The 19,333-nt window shown below is 36.9% G+C and carries 16 protein-coding genes; 11 read left to right on the forward strand and 5 right to left on the reverse strand.

Annotated elements, in window-relative coordinates; all coding sequences use genetic code 11:
- The first annotated feature begins 5 nt into the window (after positions 1–5).
- From ALFOR1_RS16860 to ALFOR1_RS16875, 4 genes are read left to right on the forward strand one after another with little or no spacing between them, the layout of a single operon-like run.
- Positions 6–2,585 (forward strand): amidohydrolase family protein, encoded by a 2,580-nt coding sequence (locus ALFOR1_RS16860; protein ID WP_131692537.1) that lies wholly within the window; start codon positions 6–8, stop codon positions 2,583–2,585.
- Position 2,586: 1 nt separating this feature from the next.
- Positions 2,587–3,276, forward strand: coding sequence for a hypothetical protein (locus tag ALFOR1_RS16865; protein ID WP_104643756.1), 690 nt, complete (start codon positions 2,587–2,589; stop codon positions 3,274–3,276).
- Positions 3,277–3,292: 16 nt separating this feature from the next.
- Positions 3,293–4,081, forward strand: a complete 789-nt coding sequence (locus ALFOR1_RS16870) for a restriction endonuclease (RefSeq protein WP_227006966.1) — start codon at positions 3,293–3,295, stop codon at positions 4,079–4,081.
- 30 nt (positions 4,082–4,111) lie between these two features.
- The gene (locus tag ALFOR1_RS16875) at positions 4,112–4,429 is read left to right on the forward strand and encodes a hypothetical protein (RefSeq protein WP_104643757.1); all 318 of its coding nucleotides are present in this window, start codon (positions 4,112–4,114) and stop codon (positions 4,427–4,429) included.
- A gap of 1 nt (position 4,430) precedes the next feature.
- Here ALFOR1_RS16875 and ALFOR1_RS16880 read toward each other — a convergent pair whose 3' ends face one another.
- The 5 genes from ALFOR1_RS16880 to ALFOR1_RS16900 all read right to left on the reverse strand — a co-directional run bounded on the left by ALFOR1_RS16880 (position 4,431) and on the right by ALFOR1_RS16900 (position 10,188).
- Positions 4,431–6,503: a DNA phosphorothioation-associated putative methyltransferase gene (locus ALFOR1_RS16880; RefSeq protein ID WP_104643758.1), complete on the reverse strand. Its 2,073-nt coding sequence runs from the start codon at positions 6,501–6,503 to the stop codon at positions 4,431–4,433.
- Between the two features lie 17 nt (positions 6,504–6,520).
- A complete protein-coding gene (locus ALFOR1_RS16885; RefSeq protein WP_104643759.1) occupies positions 6,521–6,883 on the reverse strand; it encodes a hypothetical protein in 363 nt (120 codons plus the stop codon).
- A 727-nt stretch (positions 6,884–7,610) separates the two neighbouring features.
- Entirely contained in the window at positions 7,611–7,952 is a 342-nt protein-coding gene (locus ALFOR1_RS16890; RefSeq protein ID WP_104643761.1) for a hypothetical protein, read from the reverse strand.
- Positions 7,953–8,972 carry a hypothetical protein gene (locus tag ALFOR1_RS16895; protein ID WP_104643762.1) on the reverse strand — a complete coding sequence of 340 codons (1,020 nt, stop codon included), beginning with the start codon at positions 8,970–8,972 and terminating at the stop codon, positions 7,953–7,955. It lies immediately after the preceding gene.
- Between the two features lie 211 nt (positions 8,973–9,183).
- Positions 9,184–10,188, reverse strand: a complete 1,005-nt coding sequence (locus ALFOR1_RS16900) for a nuclease-related domain-containing protein (RefSeq protein WP_104643763.1) — start codon at positions 10,186–10,188, stop codon at positions 9,184–9,186.
- Between the two features lie 419 nt (positions 10,189–10,607).
- Between ALFOR1_RS16900 and ALFOR1_RS16905 the strand changes: the two genes are divergently transcribed.
- From ALFOR1_RS16905 to ALFOR1_RS16935, 7 genes are all read left to right on the forward strand, one after another.
- Positions 10,608–10,907, forward strand: a complete 300-nt coding sequence (locus tag ALFOR1_RS16905) for a helix-turn-helix domain-containing protein (protein ID WP_004589614.1) — start codon at positions 10,608–10,610, stop codon at positions 10,905–10,907.
- The gene (locus tag ALFOR1_RS16910) at positions 10,897–12,102 is read left to right on the forward strand and encodes a type II toxin-antitoxin system HipA family toxin (RefSeq protein ID WP_104643764.1); all 1,206 of its coding nucleotides are present in this window, start codon (positions 10,897–10,899) and stop codon (positions 12,100–12,102) included. Before ALFOR1_RS16905 ends, ALFOR1_RS16910 begins: the two co-directional genes overlap by 11 nt.
- A gap of 840 nt (positions 12,103–12,942) precedes the next feature.
- Positions 12,943–13,818, forward strand: a complete 876-nt coding sequence (locus ALFOR1_RS16915; RefSeq protein ID WP_104643765.1) for a nuclease-related domain-containing protein — start codon at positions 12,943–12,945, stop codon at positions 13,816–13,818.
- A gap of 331 nt (positions 13,819–14,149) precedes the next feature.
- Positions 14,150–15,247, forward strand: a complete 1,098-nt coding sequence (locus ALFOR1_RS16920) for a Fic family protein (RefSeq protein ID WP_104643767.1) — start codon at positions 14,150–14,152, stop codon at positions 15,245–15,247.
- A 1,072-nt stretch (positions 15,248–16,319) separates the two neighbouring features.
- Positions 16,320–17,318 (forward strand): glycosyltransferase family 2 protein, encoded by a 999-nt coding sequence (locus ALFOR1_RS16925; protein WP_058550471.1) that lies wholly within the window; start codon positions 16,320–16,322, stop codon positions 17,316–17,318.
- A 280-nt stretch (positions 17,319–17,598) separates the two neighbouring features.
- The gene (locus ALFOR1_RS16930) at positions 17,599–18,075 is read left to right on the forward strand and encodes a hypothetical protein (RefSeq protein WP_104643768.1); all 477 of its coding nucleotides are present in this window, start codon (positions 17,599–17,601) and stop codon (positions 18,073–18,075) included.
- Positions 18,076–18,077: 2 nt separating this feature from the next.
- Entirely contained in the window at positions 18,078–19,211 is a 1,134-nt protein-coding gene (locus ALFOR1_RS16935) for a DUF1570 domain-containing protein (RefSeq protein ID WP_104643769.1), read from the forward strand.
- The last annotated feature ends 122 nt before the right edge of the window (positions 19,212–19,333 follow it).

The following is a 19,333-nucleotide window of genomic DNA, read 5'->3' on the forward strand; positions in this document are numbered from 1 at the left end:
AGATCATGCCCTCAATCTTAATTAGAGAGAGCTTCAGAAACACGGAGGCTCTTGGCAGCTATCAATCTAGCCATCGTTTGAATGAGCGCAGTTTAAAACAGTTTTTGTTTCAAGGGATAAGGAGGCGTAAAGCTGAATTGCCTGATCATGTAATTAAAAATAAATTAAGTAAATTTTTAGATTCAGATACAGGCTCCGTATTAAGCTTTTTAAATAAAATTCTCAGTACGCTCGGCGAGCGATATATTGAGCCAACATTTAATGGTCAATTTTTAGTAGACTCTAAGTTGTTCGGTGAATGGCAGGAGTTAATAACCGAGGTTCCGCCATTATTTGGTATTTGTAGTGCTTTAAGAGATTTTTATACTTTCCCGAATCATAACAATAGAGCAGAAACAAAATTATATTTTGAGCGATTTCTAAGACCTCAAATTAGGTACAGTGCATTGCCAAGCATAAAAGATCCTAGGTTAGATGAACTTGTGGAGCGGTTAAAGCTTGATGATTTACATATTCACTTAAATGGTTCAAGCGAAATCGAAATTATTTGGCGTACTGCTCTACAAAAGCCCAGAGCATTCGCAAAAGAGTTAAAAGGTGCAAGTAATAATAAATTAGTTAAGGAATTGTATTCAGCAGAAGAAGTTGGTTTAACTCAAGAAAAACAACTGGGTAAGTTAAATGTAGCAAAAGCATTGAGGGTTTTATTACTGAATGAAGTTTTTGGTCAAGATGCCAATATAGTTCAAAAAACCTTTTTTAAAAGAGATGAAGACGAAACAAAACAAGCTTTTAAAATACAATTAATCAATATAGAGCAGGTTAATAAACTAACTGAATTAAGTAACTCATTCAACGTATCTGAGATTTATAATTTTGACTTTGATATTGAGGGCTCTCTTTTAGCTCAACTTAGTCATATTGAAGATGATATAAAAACCCCACTTGCTTTAGAGTCTTTCTATTTGATTGCCATGTTTGGGTATTTAAAAAAGACCAAAAATGAAGCGTTTGGACATGCACTTTATTATTATTTACTTATAAAGTGCCAATTTAATAGATTGGTTGTGCAACAAACTCATCAGTTCGGTTTTGATCAATTTCAAAAGTTTACTGTTAATGAAATGCGCAGTACTACGGAGAAAGAGTATCAAACCAGATACCATCAATTAAATTACTCTGATTTAGGTGACTTAGATTATTTAGAAGGTCGTTTTGCTCCTAGCAGAGACTTGCCTAGTAATGTGGATCGTTTAAGAACTATATTAGCAGATTACAAGCACTATCAAACCACAGAGCAGCGAGCCAACAATGCCATTATCGATAAAAATAAGAAAGTAAACCCATACAGTTTAAAAGATCTTCTGTGTCATAAAGCTAATGCTACTAGTTTGAAGCTGAGTTTAATCGCACACTTTATTAAGCGCCCTGACAAGCATATAAATAAATTAGTTAATGGTGAAATAAGGCTTTCTTGGCAGTGCAGGCATTATGAATTGCGCAATCAATTAGAAAAAACACGAAGAAGCTTAGCTGCATTACAAGAACAGTATATCGATTTAAGTGATTATTTATTTGGATTTGATGCAGCTGCCAATGAATTAGATGCAGGACCAGAAGTATTTGCACCTATTTTTAAGCGGTTAAGAAAAGCTGGTTATCACAATTTTACTTATCATGCAGGCGAAGACTATGTGCATTTGCTATCAGGAATTAGAACTGTAGCTGAAGCTATCGATTTTTTAGATTTAAAAACAGGTAACAGAATTGGGCATGGCACAGCTATTGGTATACATCCAGAGCTATGGCGTGAACGTATTGGTAACAACATAGTAATGAAGCAAGGTGAGCGCTTAGATGACCTTGTTTTTGCTTATAAACATTTTTGTGATCATGAGGTCAATGGTACCCTTCTACATTTAATTGAACGCGAAATCAGAACACTTTCAGCACTTATTTATGAAGAGCAATACTCACCAGTTGAGTTATATGATGCATGGGAGCTGAGATATATTGATCCAATCTTAGCCTTCGAATTAAAACGGCAGCATGGAAGCTATTTACGGTCAGAAATAAAAAAAGAAATAGATGATATTTTAAAGACTAAAAAAACTAATAAAAAAGCTTTTGAAATATTTGAAAAATATCATGGTGTAAATAACGCTGATTGCGCAATTCGCTACCAAGAGCTTATAGAAGTAGATATGACATGTCCGTGTGAGCGTGCTTTTAATTATGAAACTTTTCGCATATTGCAAAAATATGTAATTGGTAAAATTAATCGTCGGCATATGGCTATTGAGAGTTTACCAACGAGTAATGTGAGAATTAGCTTTTATGAACATTACCGAGAACATCATATTTTTGATTGGTTAGGAGTAACCGATGAAAAAGGTATGGAAGTACCAGTAGTATTGGGTTCTGATGATCCTGGTATTTTCGCCACAAACTTAAGAAACGAGTATGCTCATATTTTACTCACTCTTGAAAATGATATTGGTCTTTCATCTATGGATGCAATTGCAAAACTAGAGCAAATAGTTCGTAACGGTAAAATTTGGCGTTTTAAGAAGTTAAGTTATTAAAATGAAAAAAGAAAAACCAAAAAAACTAAGCTCACCTCAATGGGCTGATTTTACTAAATACCAAACCTTTGAACGCCAATGTAGCAAATACTCTGACTATTTAAATAGTTACGTTAACTGGTTTGCTAAAAAAAGTAACGTTTGTCGTTTTGCAATGAAACAAGGGTTATTTTTAGCCATGTTCGCAGGCTCGTTATTTTGTATAAATAAATTTGAAGGCAGTTATGACGGTATTGAATTATGGCTTTTAGTATCGTTACCATGCTTAATTTTAACTATTAGTTTACTCCCTGACTTTGTTACAGATAGAGGCGTTATCAAGTCAAAATCTAACTGGTGTTTTATCACAATTTATTTTGTGCCAGCTTTATTAAAAGAACTGGAGTTAAATTGGGAAGCCTGTGTTATTCCTTTACTAGGTATTGGCTTAGGGATGACATTTATATTCTACTTAATAAATAGATTAGAGGGTTACACACGTGCGTGGTCGCGTTACAGGACAGCACAATATAAAGTATCTTTAATTAGCTGCCAAAAACAAACAGGATTACTCACTGAAAAACAAGCACTTTATCGTTTGCACCACGTAATAAATAGTGAAGTTGAATCACGTCATAAAGAGATTATTAGCGACTTACATTTTTTTGGTGATAAAGTTAATGGCTTGATCGGTAAACAAGCAAGCTTGTAGATATTTAAGGATGAATATGTCAAAAATGACGATTGTTGAGGCGGCAAAGGAGGCTCTTTATTTATTAGGAGCAGCAAGTAGCCTAAAACAAATTTATAGTAAGATTATGGAGCGTTCATTTTATAAGTTCGGTGCAAAAGATCCACTTGCTGTTTTGCGAGTTCAAATAGAAAGGCATTGTGAGCAAACATCGTGGTCTTGCGAAGCAAAAAATAAATTTTTTATAAAAGATGAAAAAGGTTTGTATTCGTTAGTTAGCTATAAACAGAAAATGCCTGTACCCGACCAAATAGCAGAAAGTGCTTTAGATAATTTGAGTTTAGTTAAAGAGCTCGCCAAAAAACTAAAACAGACAACAATTAACCATATTATTGATCATCTATATAGCTTAGAACCTGAAGAATTTGAACTATTTTGCCAGCGGTTCTTAGATAGGTATGGATTCGAGGATATGATAGTTACTCAACGCGGCCGTGACGGCGGAATAGATGTTCACGGTTACTTAGAAGTGGGAATTTCACAATTGCATGTTGCAGCGCAATGTAAACGTTATAAGCGCACTAATAAAGTGTCGCGTCCTGATATTTCACAGTTTAGGGGGGACATTCAGGGCGAGTACCAGCAAGGTATTTTTATAACCACTAGTGAATTTACAAAAGAAGCTCAAGATATAGCCTTCAAAAGAGGTTGTGTACCAATTGTTTTGATCGATGGACAAACACTTGCTGAGATAATGATTGACCGCGAAATTGGAGTAACAAGAAGTAATATTCCAATTTATGATTTTGAGATTGATTTAGTTTGAATTTGATACACGAAAACTCAAGGAATAAATATGTTTTTTAAGACAACGGTTTGGAGTTCGGGAAAGCCTAATAACATTACTGGTGCTGGTTTTGGCATAAGAATCCCAAAAGAAATTAAAGAAAATATTTTTAGTGAGCAATGGGGTCACGTATTAATCAAAACTAATAATCACTCCTTTAAAGTTGATATTACACCAGGCTTTTGGAATAAATGTAATGAGCTGCGAAATCCACAAATAGGACTATGGTTAATTGAAAATAAATTAAACCATTGGAAAAGTGGTTTTCCTTCTGAGGTAGGGGTAGAGTACCTTGGCAGTCAAGACTTTAAGTTAACTACAATATAGTCTAGGAATTAGGTTTTTTAGTACCAAAAAACCTATCCCCATTTAATTCCACACCCCAATAGTCAAACACCTTAAGTAAAATAGGCCAGTTGGGCCACTCTGCTTTGGTTACTCCTTTGAGCATATCGGCTAATTTTTTATCAAAGCGTTGTTGGCTTTTGTATTCACTACTGCTTTTTTGTAAATAATCTATTTTGTTATATAAGGGCTGATAGGGGTAAATATCGCCGTAATAAAAATAGTCGATATCTTGCTCTAGCATTTTTACTTTTATTCGCTCAGTGAGTAGCGGCAGCTTTTTATTAAAGTCATCGTATTTTAAAAATGTTACTTTGCCCGATCGCATATGTATTTTTACTAAATCTACGTCGTCAATATCGCCATACAATTGCACCGCACAGCCTATGTATACACGCAGTATTGCGGGGAGCTGGTTTAAGTAACGAGTGGGTAAAATATATGAGTGGTTGTCGTGTAACTCACCGAGCTGAATTTGATCAAAGGCTTGGTAACAGGAATTGCCAATATTAGCGGGGTCTGCAATCGAGAACAGTAGTTGCTTTGCTTGCTCTAATGCTTGGTTGTAATCGCTAAAATGTACTTTTAAATCTCGCGTCAGCCTTGCAGGCATATGGCTTTTAGCTTGACGTTTACCAAATAGGCTAAGTGCAAAATAAACCAGTAAATCATGTTTTCGTTTTTGTTTCGCTTGCTCAAACTCATTTTGCTCATAGTAATTTTGCAGCAAGCTAAATGCTTTGTTGTGGCTGGCAAAGTATTTACGCAATGTTGCGCTTTGTTCAAACTCATCGTTTGCAGGTAAACGGCCTAAGTGCAGGCAATGTTGCCAAAAATCATCAAGCAGAGTTTTGTGTTTTTCAAACAAGGTTTTTTGCTGGGCTTTGGGTAAAGCTTTTGGCTGCGGCTTTTGGGTTATATGTTGCCAATTATAATTTTGAAATTGTAGCTCTAAATGATGTGCCTCTTCTAATTGTGGGCATTTAAAAATAGCGATAATACCTTGCCCAAACGCCATTGTTTTAACGTTTAGGGCTTGCTCTATGTAAGCTCTTATTTGGGCTTGGCTATAGTATTTTTGAAAGGTGTTCCATTTAGTGATTACGCCGTCTTTATATTGTTTGAAGTGTTCTTGCTTAGTTTCGTTAGCAAGCATTACTGATACTAAAAGGAGTTTTTGTGTGTACTGATAGGCTGCTTTTAATGTGTCTTTTCGCTCTTGTTGATCTTCAATGACATTGAGTACAAAGCCCAAATTAACAATATCACTTTTTTGTTTATTGCCGTTTGGCCTGTGTACTGGGTCCCATGCGTTTATATTTAACCCGTGTGCTTCTAGTTCTGTTGCGTCATCGGCTAGGCCGCAGCCGTAATCGAGTATTGAATGATCACCATTTAAGTAACCATACTTTGCTAGTTTTTGAAAAGGCGCAGAGAGCCTATCACGATTTATAGCTGTTAAATGGCGCTTTATTGTTTGTGGTTCATTTTCAACTATAGGCTCTGGTAACTCGGCTACTTTGTGTAATCTGCCTTGTTCATCAAGTTTAAAGGCTTTGCGCTTTATTAAGTTTTCCCATTGCTGTTTAAAGCCAATACTCTTTGTGTTTTGGTACAGGCCTATTCGTTCACCTTCGTCGGTAATATCTTTAAATGTTTGGTAGAGCGGGTAACTTGGAAGTACAAAGGTTTCTTTACGGTGCAAAATAGGCGGGTTATTTGAGTTACTGTAGTTTGTTGTTTTTATTGTTTGTTCGTCACCATCAATTGTATAGCTGGTGTGGAGTTCGGGGTATGCGTATTCATCAAAGTGAGGGTAGTTAAGTAACGTAAATTTTAGATCGCGTTTATAGAGTTTAATTAGGTTCCAAGGCTCATTTGTGTTTAGTTTGCTTACGGTGCTTTGAATAAAACTTAGTAACTCAAGCGGTAACGCTTCCTCTAATGAGCTTTTGTGTAAATAAATAGCTGTTGGTAGTGATTTACCATGTTTGAGCTTTTTCACTAGATCACGGTATTGAGTGAAGTTTAGCGTTGAAGGTAAGTTAGCAGCCATTAAAATTACTCAAGCAGTTAAGATAGTTCAATATACATAACGGTAATATCAACAACAAATTTAAAGGCCGCTGTTAAGGCAATCCCCCCGTCATTTTGCCTGAAAGGACTCAATTGATGAGTAATTGATTGCATGGAAGCAAGTGAAGCCGTGACTTCGCCATGGACGGTGAATACACGGCGGTTACGTTCATATCGATTTAGGCTTTGAGGAAATTGCAAAATGCTCGGGGCGCCGAAAGATTCCAAAGAGAAGTCGGCGGTTACTTCTCTTTGGTTGCCATCGCCAACGCGATATTTGTAAATTATTTTAAAAGCTTCGCTTTTCGCGCGAGCAAGCTTCGCGCCTACGATACATTTTAAAGCTGCTGCTAAGGGCACTTCCTAATGATTGCCATCGCCAATGCGATGTAGGTAAACACAATTTAAAAGCTTCGCTTTTCGCTCGAACAAGCTCAGCGCCTACGATACATTTAAAGGCTGCTGTTAAGGGGCTTCTGACTGGTTGCCATCGCCAACGCGTTATTAGTTAATTATTTTAAAAGCTTCGCTTTTCGCGCGAGCAAGCTTAGCGCCTACATTAAATTTAAAGGCTGTAGCTCAAATATTTCCCTCTTCAATTTCACCTGAAAACACATAATTAATGAGTAATTACCTCGCATGGCGGAATTTTGTTCCGGACAAATTCCAAGTACCTAAATCCCTTTAGGCAATGCGAGTAAAGCGATGCTTGCAAATGGGTGAAAAACGTAGTTTTGAACGAGAGGGTAGGGATACCCGAACTGGGCAGCGTACAGGGATGTGAAAGTTATGCGTTCATCGCGTTTACGTTCATATTAATTTTGTATTTGAAGATATGTGAAGTTGCGGGCGTCGAAGGGTTCCAAGGGGCGTTCGGCGCTATGCGCCCCTTGGTTGCCATCGCCAACGCGATATTTATTAATTGTTTGTATTATTTCAAAAGCTTAGCTTTTCGCGCGAGCAAGCTGGGCGCCTACAACGAATCATCAACCCTGAGTAAATAGCTGTGTTTATATCTTGTAGACGCAAAACTTGTTGGCGTTTAAGAGGTGCGTTTATTACATTATGGGTATGCATTAATAGGAAACTAGTCAGAAAAATAAGAAACAATACACAGACACAGCATCATCCCTGTAACTGAAATTAAGTGGATCATGCCTATTGTTTTATCAACGGGACGTGCATATTTGGCTACAAAACGACCATCAAACATTGGAGTTGGTATACGAGAGCGTTCAAAAAACATCGCAAATACATAAAATGAAACACTAGCGCCAATACCTTTATCCCAATTTGGGGGAAGTACACCATCCTTTTCCATATTTTTATTAATATGTTTAACAGAAATTCTTGAAAACAATATGCCAGAGGCAAAGGTACCTATCATAAATACGATCAGAGAATACCCAGCTAAATGAGCTGCGGGCATCTAAAATACCCCTTCAAATATAGGTTTTCTGTCGTATATGTTTTCAGAGGTTTGTTTCATAAATTTGCTCATTTCATTACTCGCTGCAAAACCGACATATAGTCCTACACCTAACGCAATGACCCACCCATATGGAGTTAACATAAGTAAAGAACTTAAAGCTGTTGTTGTAACCGTTCCGACATAAATACCAGTTGCAGTAGCCGCCCCAAAACTAGCTAGTTCGGTTGATATACTTCTTTGTAGGTTGCCGCCATTTTTATAATCACTATAAACAGAAACTCCTCGCACAACAGCATCGACAGCAATCATCCCATAACCTAGCCAACGAGCATTATTTTCGAGACGTTTTATTTTGTTTAATTCAGCAGTACTACTTATATCAAGTTTAGATGAATGTCTGGCACTTTTAGCTATATGAACACCACGGTCAGGGTTAGACCAAACAGTACCTCTTCGACTTGCACGGTTAGTATTCATAAAACGCTGTAATTCAGCTTGGTATTTAACTTGCAAGTCTTTAAATATAGCAAGTGCTTTTTGCTCTAAAGCAACCATGTGGTATTTAGGCATACCTGATTTATGTGCGGCTCGAATGTCTTTTAAAGATGCTTCATATTTAATCGCTAAATCAACAAATTTTGAACTGCGAGCTTCTATTGATGTGGCACCTGAACCAACAATAGCATGTGTGTTACTTTCTAAAAATGGTATCACTTGAGCTTGAAAATCAGAAATTGCAAGCAAGGTTTCACTCCCAAAATCACGTAACATACCTGCAATATTTCTTTTTGATTGAGCTGGTAGTAGCGAGAATTGTCTGAGTATATTTTTTTGTTCTGAGGTAGGGTTATCTGAGAATTGAGAGTACTCTTTGCGCCAGATATATGGTGTACCAGAGGTAATCACATCACTTTTTATGTGATTATTATCTTTAGAAAATGTATCTTCCTTGTCTGTTTTACATTTTACTACTTCTGCAGTGACTGCATCCAAGCAGATTCTAATTTCTAGAGCCATGATCAGTATCCTTACTTTTTAATTGTTTAAAAAAGGCTAATGATTTTTAACTAAGTAGTCAATACAAAATTATTTTACACTTAAAAAGTGTAAAATAATTTGCTGCTAGTATTGTATGAAACTCAATACAGCACATAGGCCTTTTCGCTGATTGAGGATTATAAGCCCGTTACTAACGAGCAAGCGCGATGTAGAATAGCACCTACAAACGTTAAAGCTTAATTGGCGTACTTATCTCACAATCTTTGCATACTAAAGAGTAACTTTCTCTACGCTTACTTGTTTTCGTATTACTACTAGAGCAGTTAGGGCACGGCATTTTCATTGGTGTGTTTGCAGTGCAATTACCGCATTTTACAAAGTAGCCATAGCGCCCAGAAAGAGGTTGCAAATTGGTCGCGCTATTACATTGCTTACAAGCTAATGTTATCTCTTTGATTAGATCACTTTTAGGTTTTACTTGTTCAGTATTGGTTTGCTCAGACGCTATTAAAGCCTCATCGTAAACAGGTTCTGATTCGCTTATTTCTGCAGGTGCATATGAAGGCTCTTGTAAGTTAGGCGATATATTTTGATCTAAAATAAACTGACAAATCCTATCGAGTGTTTCTTCACTGAACCATGGCCGAACGTTTGTTGTAAAAAGGTGAAGTGCATTAGGTTTAGATGCTGGAAGCTTCATTATTTCGAGTAATTTATCAGTTATAAATTCCGATTTAACCAGCCTCTCTTCAATTGTTTTTGGTGTGTTTTTTCGGTTGATAATGGCGTTACTCGATATGGCACAAATACTATGCCACTCTCTGCCACCAAAACCCTGTTGCAGTTTGCCAAATAATTTAGTGAGTAGGTTTGGTGCATTGTCGCGCATTAGGCTTTTTAATAGTTCTAGTTGTAATTCAACCTGTTTTATTGGCGATGGCATACCTTGCCAGTTGCCGCGATAACTGCGACTCCATTCTTGATGCTCATTAATCGTTACTTCCCCTGTAATACTTTTAGATTCGATAAGAATAAAACCATAGGTGTACGCGATTAGGTGGTCTATTTGTGCGGTTTCGCCATTGTGTTTAAATTTTACATCGTTAAACACAAATACCTGACCATGATCTTTAAAGGCGCGACGTAAATAAAAGGCAACGTCAAGTTCTTGTTTTTGACCCGCTTTGATCTTAGCGTAATTGGAAGTTGATAGAGCTTTATCTTTTAAAATCATGCGACATCCTTTCTGTCATATATGTTTAAATCATATCACTGAAGTACCTAATAAAAATACTGTTGAAGGGCTTTTACGCTGTTAATTTATTAAGTTATGAGAAGCTGCGCTTCTAACGTGAGCAAGCTCATCGTCTACAAGCGCGATATAAAATCGCGCCTAAACACCACATCCACGCCAGTGTAAAATTCACCTTGTAGACGCGCAACTTGTTGGCGTTTTAAAAGCAGGGCTTTTACGTTGTTAATTTATTGAGTAATGAGAAGCTGCGCTTCTAACGTGAGCAAGCTTGGCGCCTACGGTAAACTTGAATGCCGCTGCTCGAAGCTCATTACGTCTCTATTTAAATAATATTGCAATCATAATAAATACCGCTAAACTAATCATTAATGTATTAATGACCGATTTGGTAGTCATTTATGAGATCAGAACAAGCATTAAAGCTGGCGCGTCGCTTGGGTGATTTAATTCGTCAGCATCGTACTTTACTTTATACCCAGAGCACGTTCGCTAAGATGATTGGTGTATCTCGCTCCACGGTACAAAAGCTTGAACAAGGAGAGGTAGTAAAAAGCGATATATTGTTTGAAGCCCTTGTTGTTCTTCAATTGCAAGGCTCATTGCTGGATGAAATTAACGAGCTAGCCGCAGATGTGGGCGGTTATAATGCAAGACAGCGTAAAAGCAATAAAACTCAGGTGATTAACGATGACTTCTGAAGCTTATGTATTTATTGACGGTTTAGAAGACAGCCCCATAATTTGTGGTTTTTTTAAGTTAAATACACAAACTGGCCGAGGTGAGTTTAATTATGGTAAAAGTTACCTTGCGCGCTCTGATGCGTTTGCGCTCGATCCGCTGCATTTACCATTACAGCCTGGCATAGTTAGTTATTCTGCCAATAAAGGTGTGTTTGGGGTGTTAAGTGATGCGGGAGCTGATTCGTGGGGGCGTAAGCTTATACTGTCGTTACATAATACCAAGCCAAAGAATGAGCTAGAATTTTTACTCGCAGGGTCTGGGTATGGTGTTGGCGCCTTGGTATTTAGTTTGTCGCGCAGCGCATCAAAACATAAAGCGAATAAAAATACATTAGCCGATTTAGCCTTGTTAGATCAAGCAAAGGACGATTTGCTCGCCAATAAAGCGATTTCACAGGAAGCAAAAAAAGCCTTTGAATTTGGCCAAAGCATGGGGGGAGCAAGACCTAAAACCTCTGTAAAAATTGATGAAAAGCTTTATTTAGCAAAATTTAATCGTCAAGACGATTTGTTTAATTTAGCTAGGGCTGAGCATGGCGCTATGCGTATGGCTAATGAATTGGGGATTCGCACTGCAAATACCCGTATTCATGAAACAGAAAATGGCGATGTTCTGTTAGTTGAACGTTTTGATGTAAGCGATGACTTACCAACTCATCACTTTTTAAGCGCCAATAGCTTATTACAAAAACCAAAAGTCGCGATAAGCGACTTAGCAACATACTATAGCTACGGTGAACTGGCAGAATTTATTCGCCACCACACAGGTGAGTTCGCTGCTGATGCTACAGAGCTCTACAAGCGAATGGTATTTAACGTGTTTATTGGTAATACCGATGATCACAGCCGAAATCATGCATTTTTGTATCACTTTGCTGGGCAAACGTGGCGTATGAGCCCCGCTTATGATATCACCCCTATTAATAACTCAAAGCAGCATGGCATAGGGCTTGGTGATGATGGCCGATATGCTAGTATCGATAATTTATTGTCGCAAGCCAAACGCTTTGGCCTCAACAAGGCTCAAGCAACAAAAATAATTGCAGAGGTTGAAAGCTATACTCGCCAGTGGCCAACGCACTTTAAACGTTTTGCTAATATCAGTGATGTTGACATAAAGCGCTTAGAAAGCGTGATCCCTCATATAAGTTAAAGATTATTTAAGCATTCATTAGATAGTTAATGACTGATTAAGTGGTCATTTATTGGTTGGCGCTTTTATGAACCATAAAGAAGAAATGAGAAGGCAGCGGGCTTTTGGTAAAACCTAGCTTGTAGCTCTAAACCAGCGCCAGGTTAGTCGGCCTGAGCTTTATTTGTGGGCTGATAAACGCCATTATCTAACGCATAAAAGTAAGCTTGATAGCGGACGGTTTGCTCAAATTTAAGTAATTGCTGATTAAAAAATTTCAAGCCGCTGCTTACTGTGTTCGTTATTTTTGGCGAGCATCATAAAGCTTTGAGATGATGGTTAATCGAGCTAGATAAGTTAGGTAACTTACTGGCCAAGGTAAAAAGGTAAAGTTAACTTTAATATACATAACGGTAATAACAACAAACTTAAAGGCTAATGCCAAGACAATTTCCCCGTCATTTTGCCCGAAAGGACTTAATTGTGAGTAATTGATTGCATGGCGGAATTTTGTTCCCGACAAATTCCAAGTACCTAAATCCCTTTAGGCAATGCAATTAAAGCCGTGACTTCGCCATGGACGGCGAATACACGGCAGTTACGTTCATGTCGATTTAGGCTTTGAGGAAATTGCAAAATACTCGGGGCGCCGAAAGATTCCAAAGAGAAGTCGGCGGTTACTTCTCTTTGGTTGCCATCGCCAACGCGATATTTGTAAATTATTTTAAAAGCTTCGCTTTTCGCGCGAGCAAGCTGAGCGCCTACAGGTGTTTAGGTGGGCTTCGTCGCGTGAGTTTGAATAATGCGACATGTACCTGTTTTTAAGGTATAAAGTAAACATTATGATTATAGGAACTCATCATGGATGATTTATTAAACCAAGGTTTAAGTCTTTTATTTGTTATTGGTAGTGTTTATTCATTACTGGGTGTTTTGTTTGTCAAAATATGGCTTCATCAAAAAAATGCAAAACTACCTGTTGATCGTAAAAAGCTTAAACGTGTTGCAGCGCAAACATTAAACGAACAAGTAAATAACAAGATTGTTGATGTAATTGGCCTGATTTCTTTGTCTGCTTTAATAGTTACAATGCCTTTTGCTATTAAAGGCATTGCTGAAATGTTTGCCAGCGGCAAGTTTAATTACTTCTTCATTATTATGATTGCATTGGGTTTAGTCTACGTGGCACGAAAGCTTTGGGTTGAGTCAAATCACTTAATAAAACTAAAACTCGGGCGCGACGCAGAATTAGCAGTTGCTTCAGAGCTTATAGAATTACAGTCACACGGTTATCAGGTATTTCATGATATACAAGCTGATGGTTTTAATATCGATCATTTGGTTGTTGGGCCAAATGGGATATTTGCCATTGAAACCAAAGGTAGGCATAAACGGATAAAAGACGATACAAATTACAAAGTTAAATTTGAGAAAAATCGTTTAGTGTTTCCCTCTTGGTTTGAAAGTAAGCCGCTAGAGCAAGCTCAAAATCAAGCTAATTGGGTGAATAAATGGCTGCAAGAGGCGACGGGTTTTAACACCCAAGCTTTGCCTGTTTTATGCTTTCCTGGTTGGTTTGTAGAGCTAAAGCAGAGACCTGCCTTCCCTATCGTTTCTCATAAACAAATAGTTAAAATGATCCTTTCAATGCGACAGGTTAGCTTAGAGCAAGAGCAGCAGCGTGCTATTTGTTATCAAGTAGTACAGCGAGCCTTGAACGATAGTAAGGCAATTTAAAAGCTTCACTTTTCGCGCGAGCAAGCTGGGCGCCTACGATACATTTAAAGGCTGCTGCTAAGGGGGCCTCTTTTTGATTGCCGTCGCCAACGCGATAAAAGTAAATACATTCTAAAACCTGTGCTTTTTGCGCGAGCAAGCTACGCGCCTACGGTTAAAAATCAAAGCGCGATGTAAAACAGTGTCTACGGATGTTTAAATTACAGTTTCCTATAATTTAAAAGCGGTGGTGCTTGCAAAGCAATGAGGCGATTAATTCCACTATTTGCCTCATTGAATGAGGCAATTAAATCATATAGACTGAAGCTAATTAACTTAAGGGCTAAAGACTATGTGGATATGGCAACAACAAAACTGGCCAAACTTTACGTGGGACGATGCGGCGCTTGCTCCTTTACTAAGGGAGCTTTCATATAACCAAGGTTTGTTAGTGGGCCGTACGGGCGTGCAAAGTGCTCATCAAAAGCAGCAAGCTCTTGATACCTTACTAGCGAATATTATTCACTCCAGTGCAATTGAGGGCGAAAAGCTTAATGCATTTTCGGTTCGCTCTTCGCTTGCTAAAAAGCTCAACATTAACGAGAAGCCTTACCCCACAACAGTGCAAAGCGACAATCTTGCAGAAATTATGCTTGATGCAATAACGAACACAAATTCACCGCTTGATTTAGAACGCGTGCTTAGCTGGCATCGGTTATTATTTGCAGGTGAGCAAAGCTTGTTTACTAACATTGAGGGCGGGCAGTTGCGTGGCGGCGAGCCAATGCAGGTGGTGTCGGGGCGTTTAGACAAACCAGTATTACATTTTACAGCACCCCCTAAAAAGGTAGTAAATAAAGAGCTGTCGCTATTTTTTGATTGGTTTAACAACACGCAAAACGATCCACAAATAGACCCTTTTATTCGTGCTGCTATCGCACACTTATGGTTTGTAACTATACATCCGCTTGAAGATGGTAACGGGCGAATAACACGGCTTATAACCGATTTGGCTTTAGCACAAAAGTATGCAGAGTCTATTCGGTTTTATGCTATGTCGGTGGCTATTTTAGACGATAGGAAAAGCTACTACGAGGTGCTAGAAACCACGCAGCGTGGTGGGCTTTGTATAACACAGTGGATTAAATGGTTTTTATGTACGCTTAATAATGCAATACACCATACGCTTAATAATATTGAGCAAACAGTTTTTAAGACCAATTACTGGGCAAGTAAAGAGCAAGCAAAACTAAGTGAGCAACAGGTAAAAGTAATTAATAAATTACTCGATGGCCAATTTGAGCACGGCATTAGTGCCAGTCAGTATCAAAAGGTGGCTAAAGTTAGCCGTGCGACTGCAACGCGCCATTTAGCTGATTTACAAACGCTTGGTTTCATAACAAAAATGGCTGCCGGTGGGCGCAGTACACGTTACAAAGCTGCTCAATGAGGCAATTAAATTAATATTTGACTCACTATATGAGGCGAATAGCTGTGTTTAAGTTGAACAAGTAATGTTGAATGCTTTAATTAAAGCGCAAGGTAAACTTTTGCCCAAAATTTAAAGCTTCGCTTTTCACGCGAGCAGGCTTTGCGGCTAATGTGTAAATGGTATTTTATATGTAGTAGGTTGCTATGAGTGTGATAAGCCGCGCTGTTTCCTCCCTCTTAGGTTTAAAACAGTATCTTAATGTGAATCAATTCCTACCTAAAATTTTTTGCTGGTATATAAAAGCAAACAAATAAAGCATATCGATATTTATAGTAACTAATTTGTACCTATAAAGTAATTTATTAGCGTGTGGTTTAATAAATATGCAGCTTTTACTTATGTGAAATTGAAATTGCTTAATAAGTTACTTGATAGACTATTCGATCTTGGTATTATTGTGGGTCTATATAAAAAAATTACTGTGTAAGGCGTTTTGTAGATTTACAAATAATGGGTAATTTACGCAAGCAATCGTAGATAATGAAAAACACGGTGTTCAATAAGTAGTCAGCTCGTCATTTTTAGAATTGATTTACTTTAAGCTAAATTTTTTATCAATAGTATGAGTTAATAGCCTGGAAATACTTGGGCATTAGTTTCACATTGTTAAATAGGTACAAGCTCTAATTTAGGTTAGTAATTAAAACTATTAATGATAAAGGGTTGGTTTTTAAAATTTTGTACTATTTAACTATCAGTAATAATAGTTGGCTATTTTTTAAATGCAAGTAAACCTTATGTGTATGAAATAATTTGTAATTTAATAATAGCAGTTTGTATTTTTAGTATTTAACACTGCCCGGCCTTTAAAATAGCGGCTATTTAGGCAATATTTATTGATTTGGTAGTTAAATGTTAGTATTATTTTTAGTCAATAAATATTATAAATATAAAACAGTTTATATTGTTTTTTAAAATTATAATTTTAAAAGTTATTGTTAATAATTTTTATTTGGCCTTGTTCAAATAATCACGCAATTTTTTAATTGCTGTACACGGATGTTTTTAAGATGATTCATAGGAAATTTTTATGCACAATATTGGGGTAGTGATACCATTTTATCAAAGAGATAAAGGGATACTATTAAAGTCTCTAAAGTCTATACTTGAACAAAAATGCTCAAGTGAAATAAATTATTATGTTGTTATTGTTGATGACTGCTCCCCACTTGCATTGTCTGAAGAATTATCTCAACTACCTACCTTACCTAAAAACGTACACCTTATTAGCCTTTATCATAAAAATAATTCTGGCCCAGCGATCGCTAGGAATACAGCTTTAAGGCATATTCAAGAAAAGCTCAGTAGTGTTGTAGATTACGTTGCGTTTTTGGACTCTGATGATCAATGGGGCGAGAAGCACTCTTCTTTAGCCTTAGAAGCATTTGATTTAGGTGCTAATTTTTATTTTGGAAATACGGACCGTGATGGTTTTTATGATTCAAATTGGAATACAGATATCCCTGAAATGGAACAAGACCTTAGTCGTTTTTCAATAGGTGACTCTCAGTTTATTATTGATTCGTCAGTTGTTATTGAGTCTATGTACAATAAGTACTTATCGCAAACCTCCACTGTTATGTATAGATTAAACAAGTTCCCTGATATTTTATTTTGTGACCAATTAAGGTTTGCAGGGGAAGATGAGTTAATGTGGTTGTTACTATGCGCAGGCGCAGACAAAGTAGCTTATTACCCTTGTGATGTTACCAAATGCGGTAAAGGGGTTAATATGTTCTTTTCTAATATTAGTTGGGAACTGGTCGGCTCTTGCAATATTATGGGAAGTAAAGCATTAGCAACCGCGATGATTTTAGAAAACATAGAGTTAAATTCTAAACAACGAAAAATTTTAAAGAAAACGTTTAACTCTCATTGTTATGTTTATTTTAAACTGATGATAAAGCATGCTTTTAAATTTCGTGAAATAGATTTCAAAAACACCATGCTGATAGTGAAATACTTACTAACTAAAGACCTTTCTAGTTTAAATAAGCACGAATGTGTTGAGGCTAAAATTTATAATTAAACTAAGTGTTCCTCATTTGGTTGCAGTTTATTCTAAATGTTAAAGTTAATAATATTTAAATTTTAATATATGTTTTAGTTTATAAATAAATTATAAACGTAATTAAGCTAACTTTAATTTGTTTATATTAAATATTTTTGTTTATAAATAAAAGTATTTAACTCTAAATAAAGGCGGTAAATAGGCTTTTATTTATAATAAAATTATATCTTTTAAATTTAATATTTACCCTCTAATTAATCCTCTTTTTAATTTCTGCTAATTTATACAGGCTTACCAAATGCTTAAATGGATTTTAATATTAGTGCTTAGCGTGTTTGCAACATTAACCCAAGCAGGTACAGCTTACTCACAATCTCAATGCGACAGTATTAAAAAGCAACGCGAAGCTATCCGCTCGCAATTTAGAAGTGGTTACAGCACAAAAGAAGGCGAACACTTAACTGCGCGCGATAAAGCGTTATTTACCTTACTTGCTAATCACTGTAGTAAGCCTAAAAAGAGTAGTGGCGTTTCTTCTATTGCTTCAACTCGAACGTCTAACAGCAATTGGTTACTTAACCAAAATGTATCTAATATGTCTTTACACAGCGATAGCTATAAAGATGCAGCTAAACTAGATGCTTGGTCTAAATTTTATAAACTGCCTAAACGTTGTCGTAAAAAAGGGATGGAGTCGGCCGATTTTGTGTGGTGTAGCGAATACAGAGGTAAACAAAAAGATTTATTTGAAGCGCAGTGGCAAGGGCGCCCATAACGATGTTTAACACAAAGTTACGCATAGTATTTATGTTTATTGTGTTGCTTATAGCATCGGCACTTATTGCTAATCATTTTACGGGGCGGGTGTTTAATTATCACGACCCTGTGGGTGAGGTTAAACGAATTTATAACGGTTTAACGCAAACGATTGTTACTAAACCACAAGTTATAAAACGTTTAGATAATCAAAGCACTGTAACTTTACAAAATACGCCAGTAGCTATGGATAATCATTCGCCACAAGGCGATATTACGCGCTGCGTGGATGTATCGTTAGGAAAAGTTAAATACAAACAAAATGGCGATATATTTACCTGGACCGACACTGACGGCGTACAGCACTTTAGTGATAAAAAACCTGACTTTGCAGTAGCCACTTATAACACTGGTTTTATTGAGCCATTAGATTATTTTGATCTCACATTGAATACGCCTAATTTACCCTCGTCGTTTAACCAGGCATTACACATCAAACTTAATACGGTGTTTAAAGTATATGGCCAGATTATTGGTGTGCACGCGCTTAAAAAGGTAAAACTCAATTTAACTGTATTACCTACGCGCCGTGCTTACGAAGCGGCAATAAAGCAACGAGGCGCTAACCCTAGCAATACAGCAGGTATGTACTTTCATGCAAGTAATTCTGCCTTTATTAATTATGATAATGAACATGCTGCAATGCGAACTGCAATACATGAGGCTGTGCATGCTATTAATAAAGCGGTATTAGGTTATACGCCTAGGTGGCTTAATGAAGGATTAGCTGAATACTTTGAACTAACAAAAAACCATATGCAAACAGGTATTGTTGAACCTAATAGTTCATGGGTAAAAAATAGCAAAATTACAAAAAGTGTATTCACATTTAACTCGCTAATTACTTTGGATAAATCTTGGAGTAAAAGTGATACTAGCAAGTTATATGCAAGCAGTTGGGCTGCTATTTATTTTTTGATGGACTCGCATTCAGGCAAAGTTTTACTTAAAAACATAATGCTTGCTGAGCAAGAGTTACCTTGTAATAAGCTATCTAAAAAACAATTGAGTACTTCGCTGAATGAGCAGTATCCTGATATTGATAGTCAATATTCAAAGTGGTTAAAAACCTCTTTTAAAACACATAACTTTTAGCGTGAATGGCAATTTAAAAGCTTCGCTTTTCGCGCGAGTAGGTTTTACGCCTAAGATGGTTGTAGCAAGCTCAGGTATTTAATTACAGACCTCGAGCTTGCTCTCGTTAAAACCCCGAGAAT

Source organism: Pseudoalteromonas carrageenovora IAM 12662, assembly GCF_900239935.1.
In the GTDB taxonomy this organism is placed as follows: Bacteria; Pseudomonadota; Gammaproteobacteria; order Enterobacterales; family Alteromonadaceae; genus Pseudoalteromonas; species Pseudoalteromonas carrageenovora.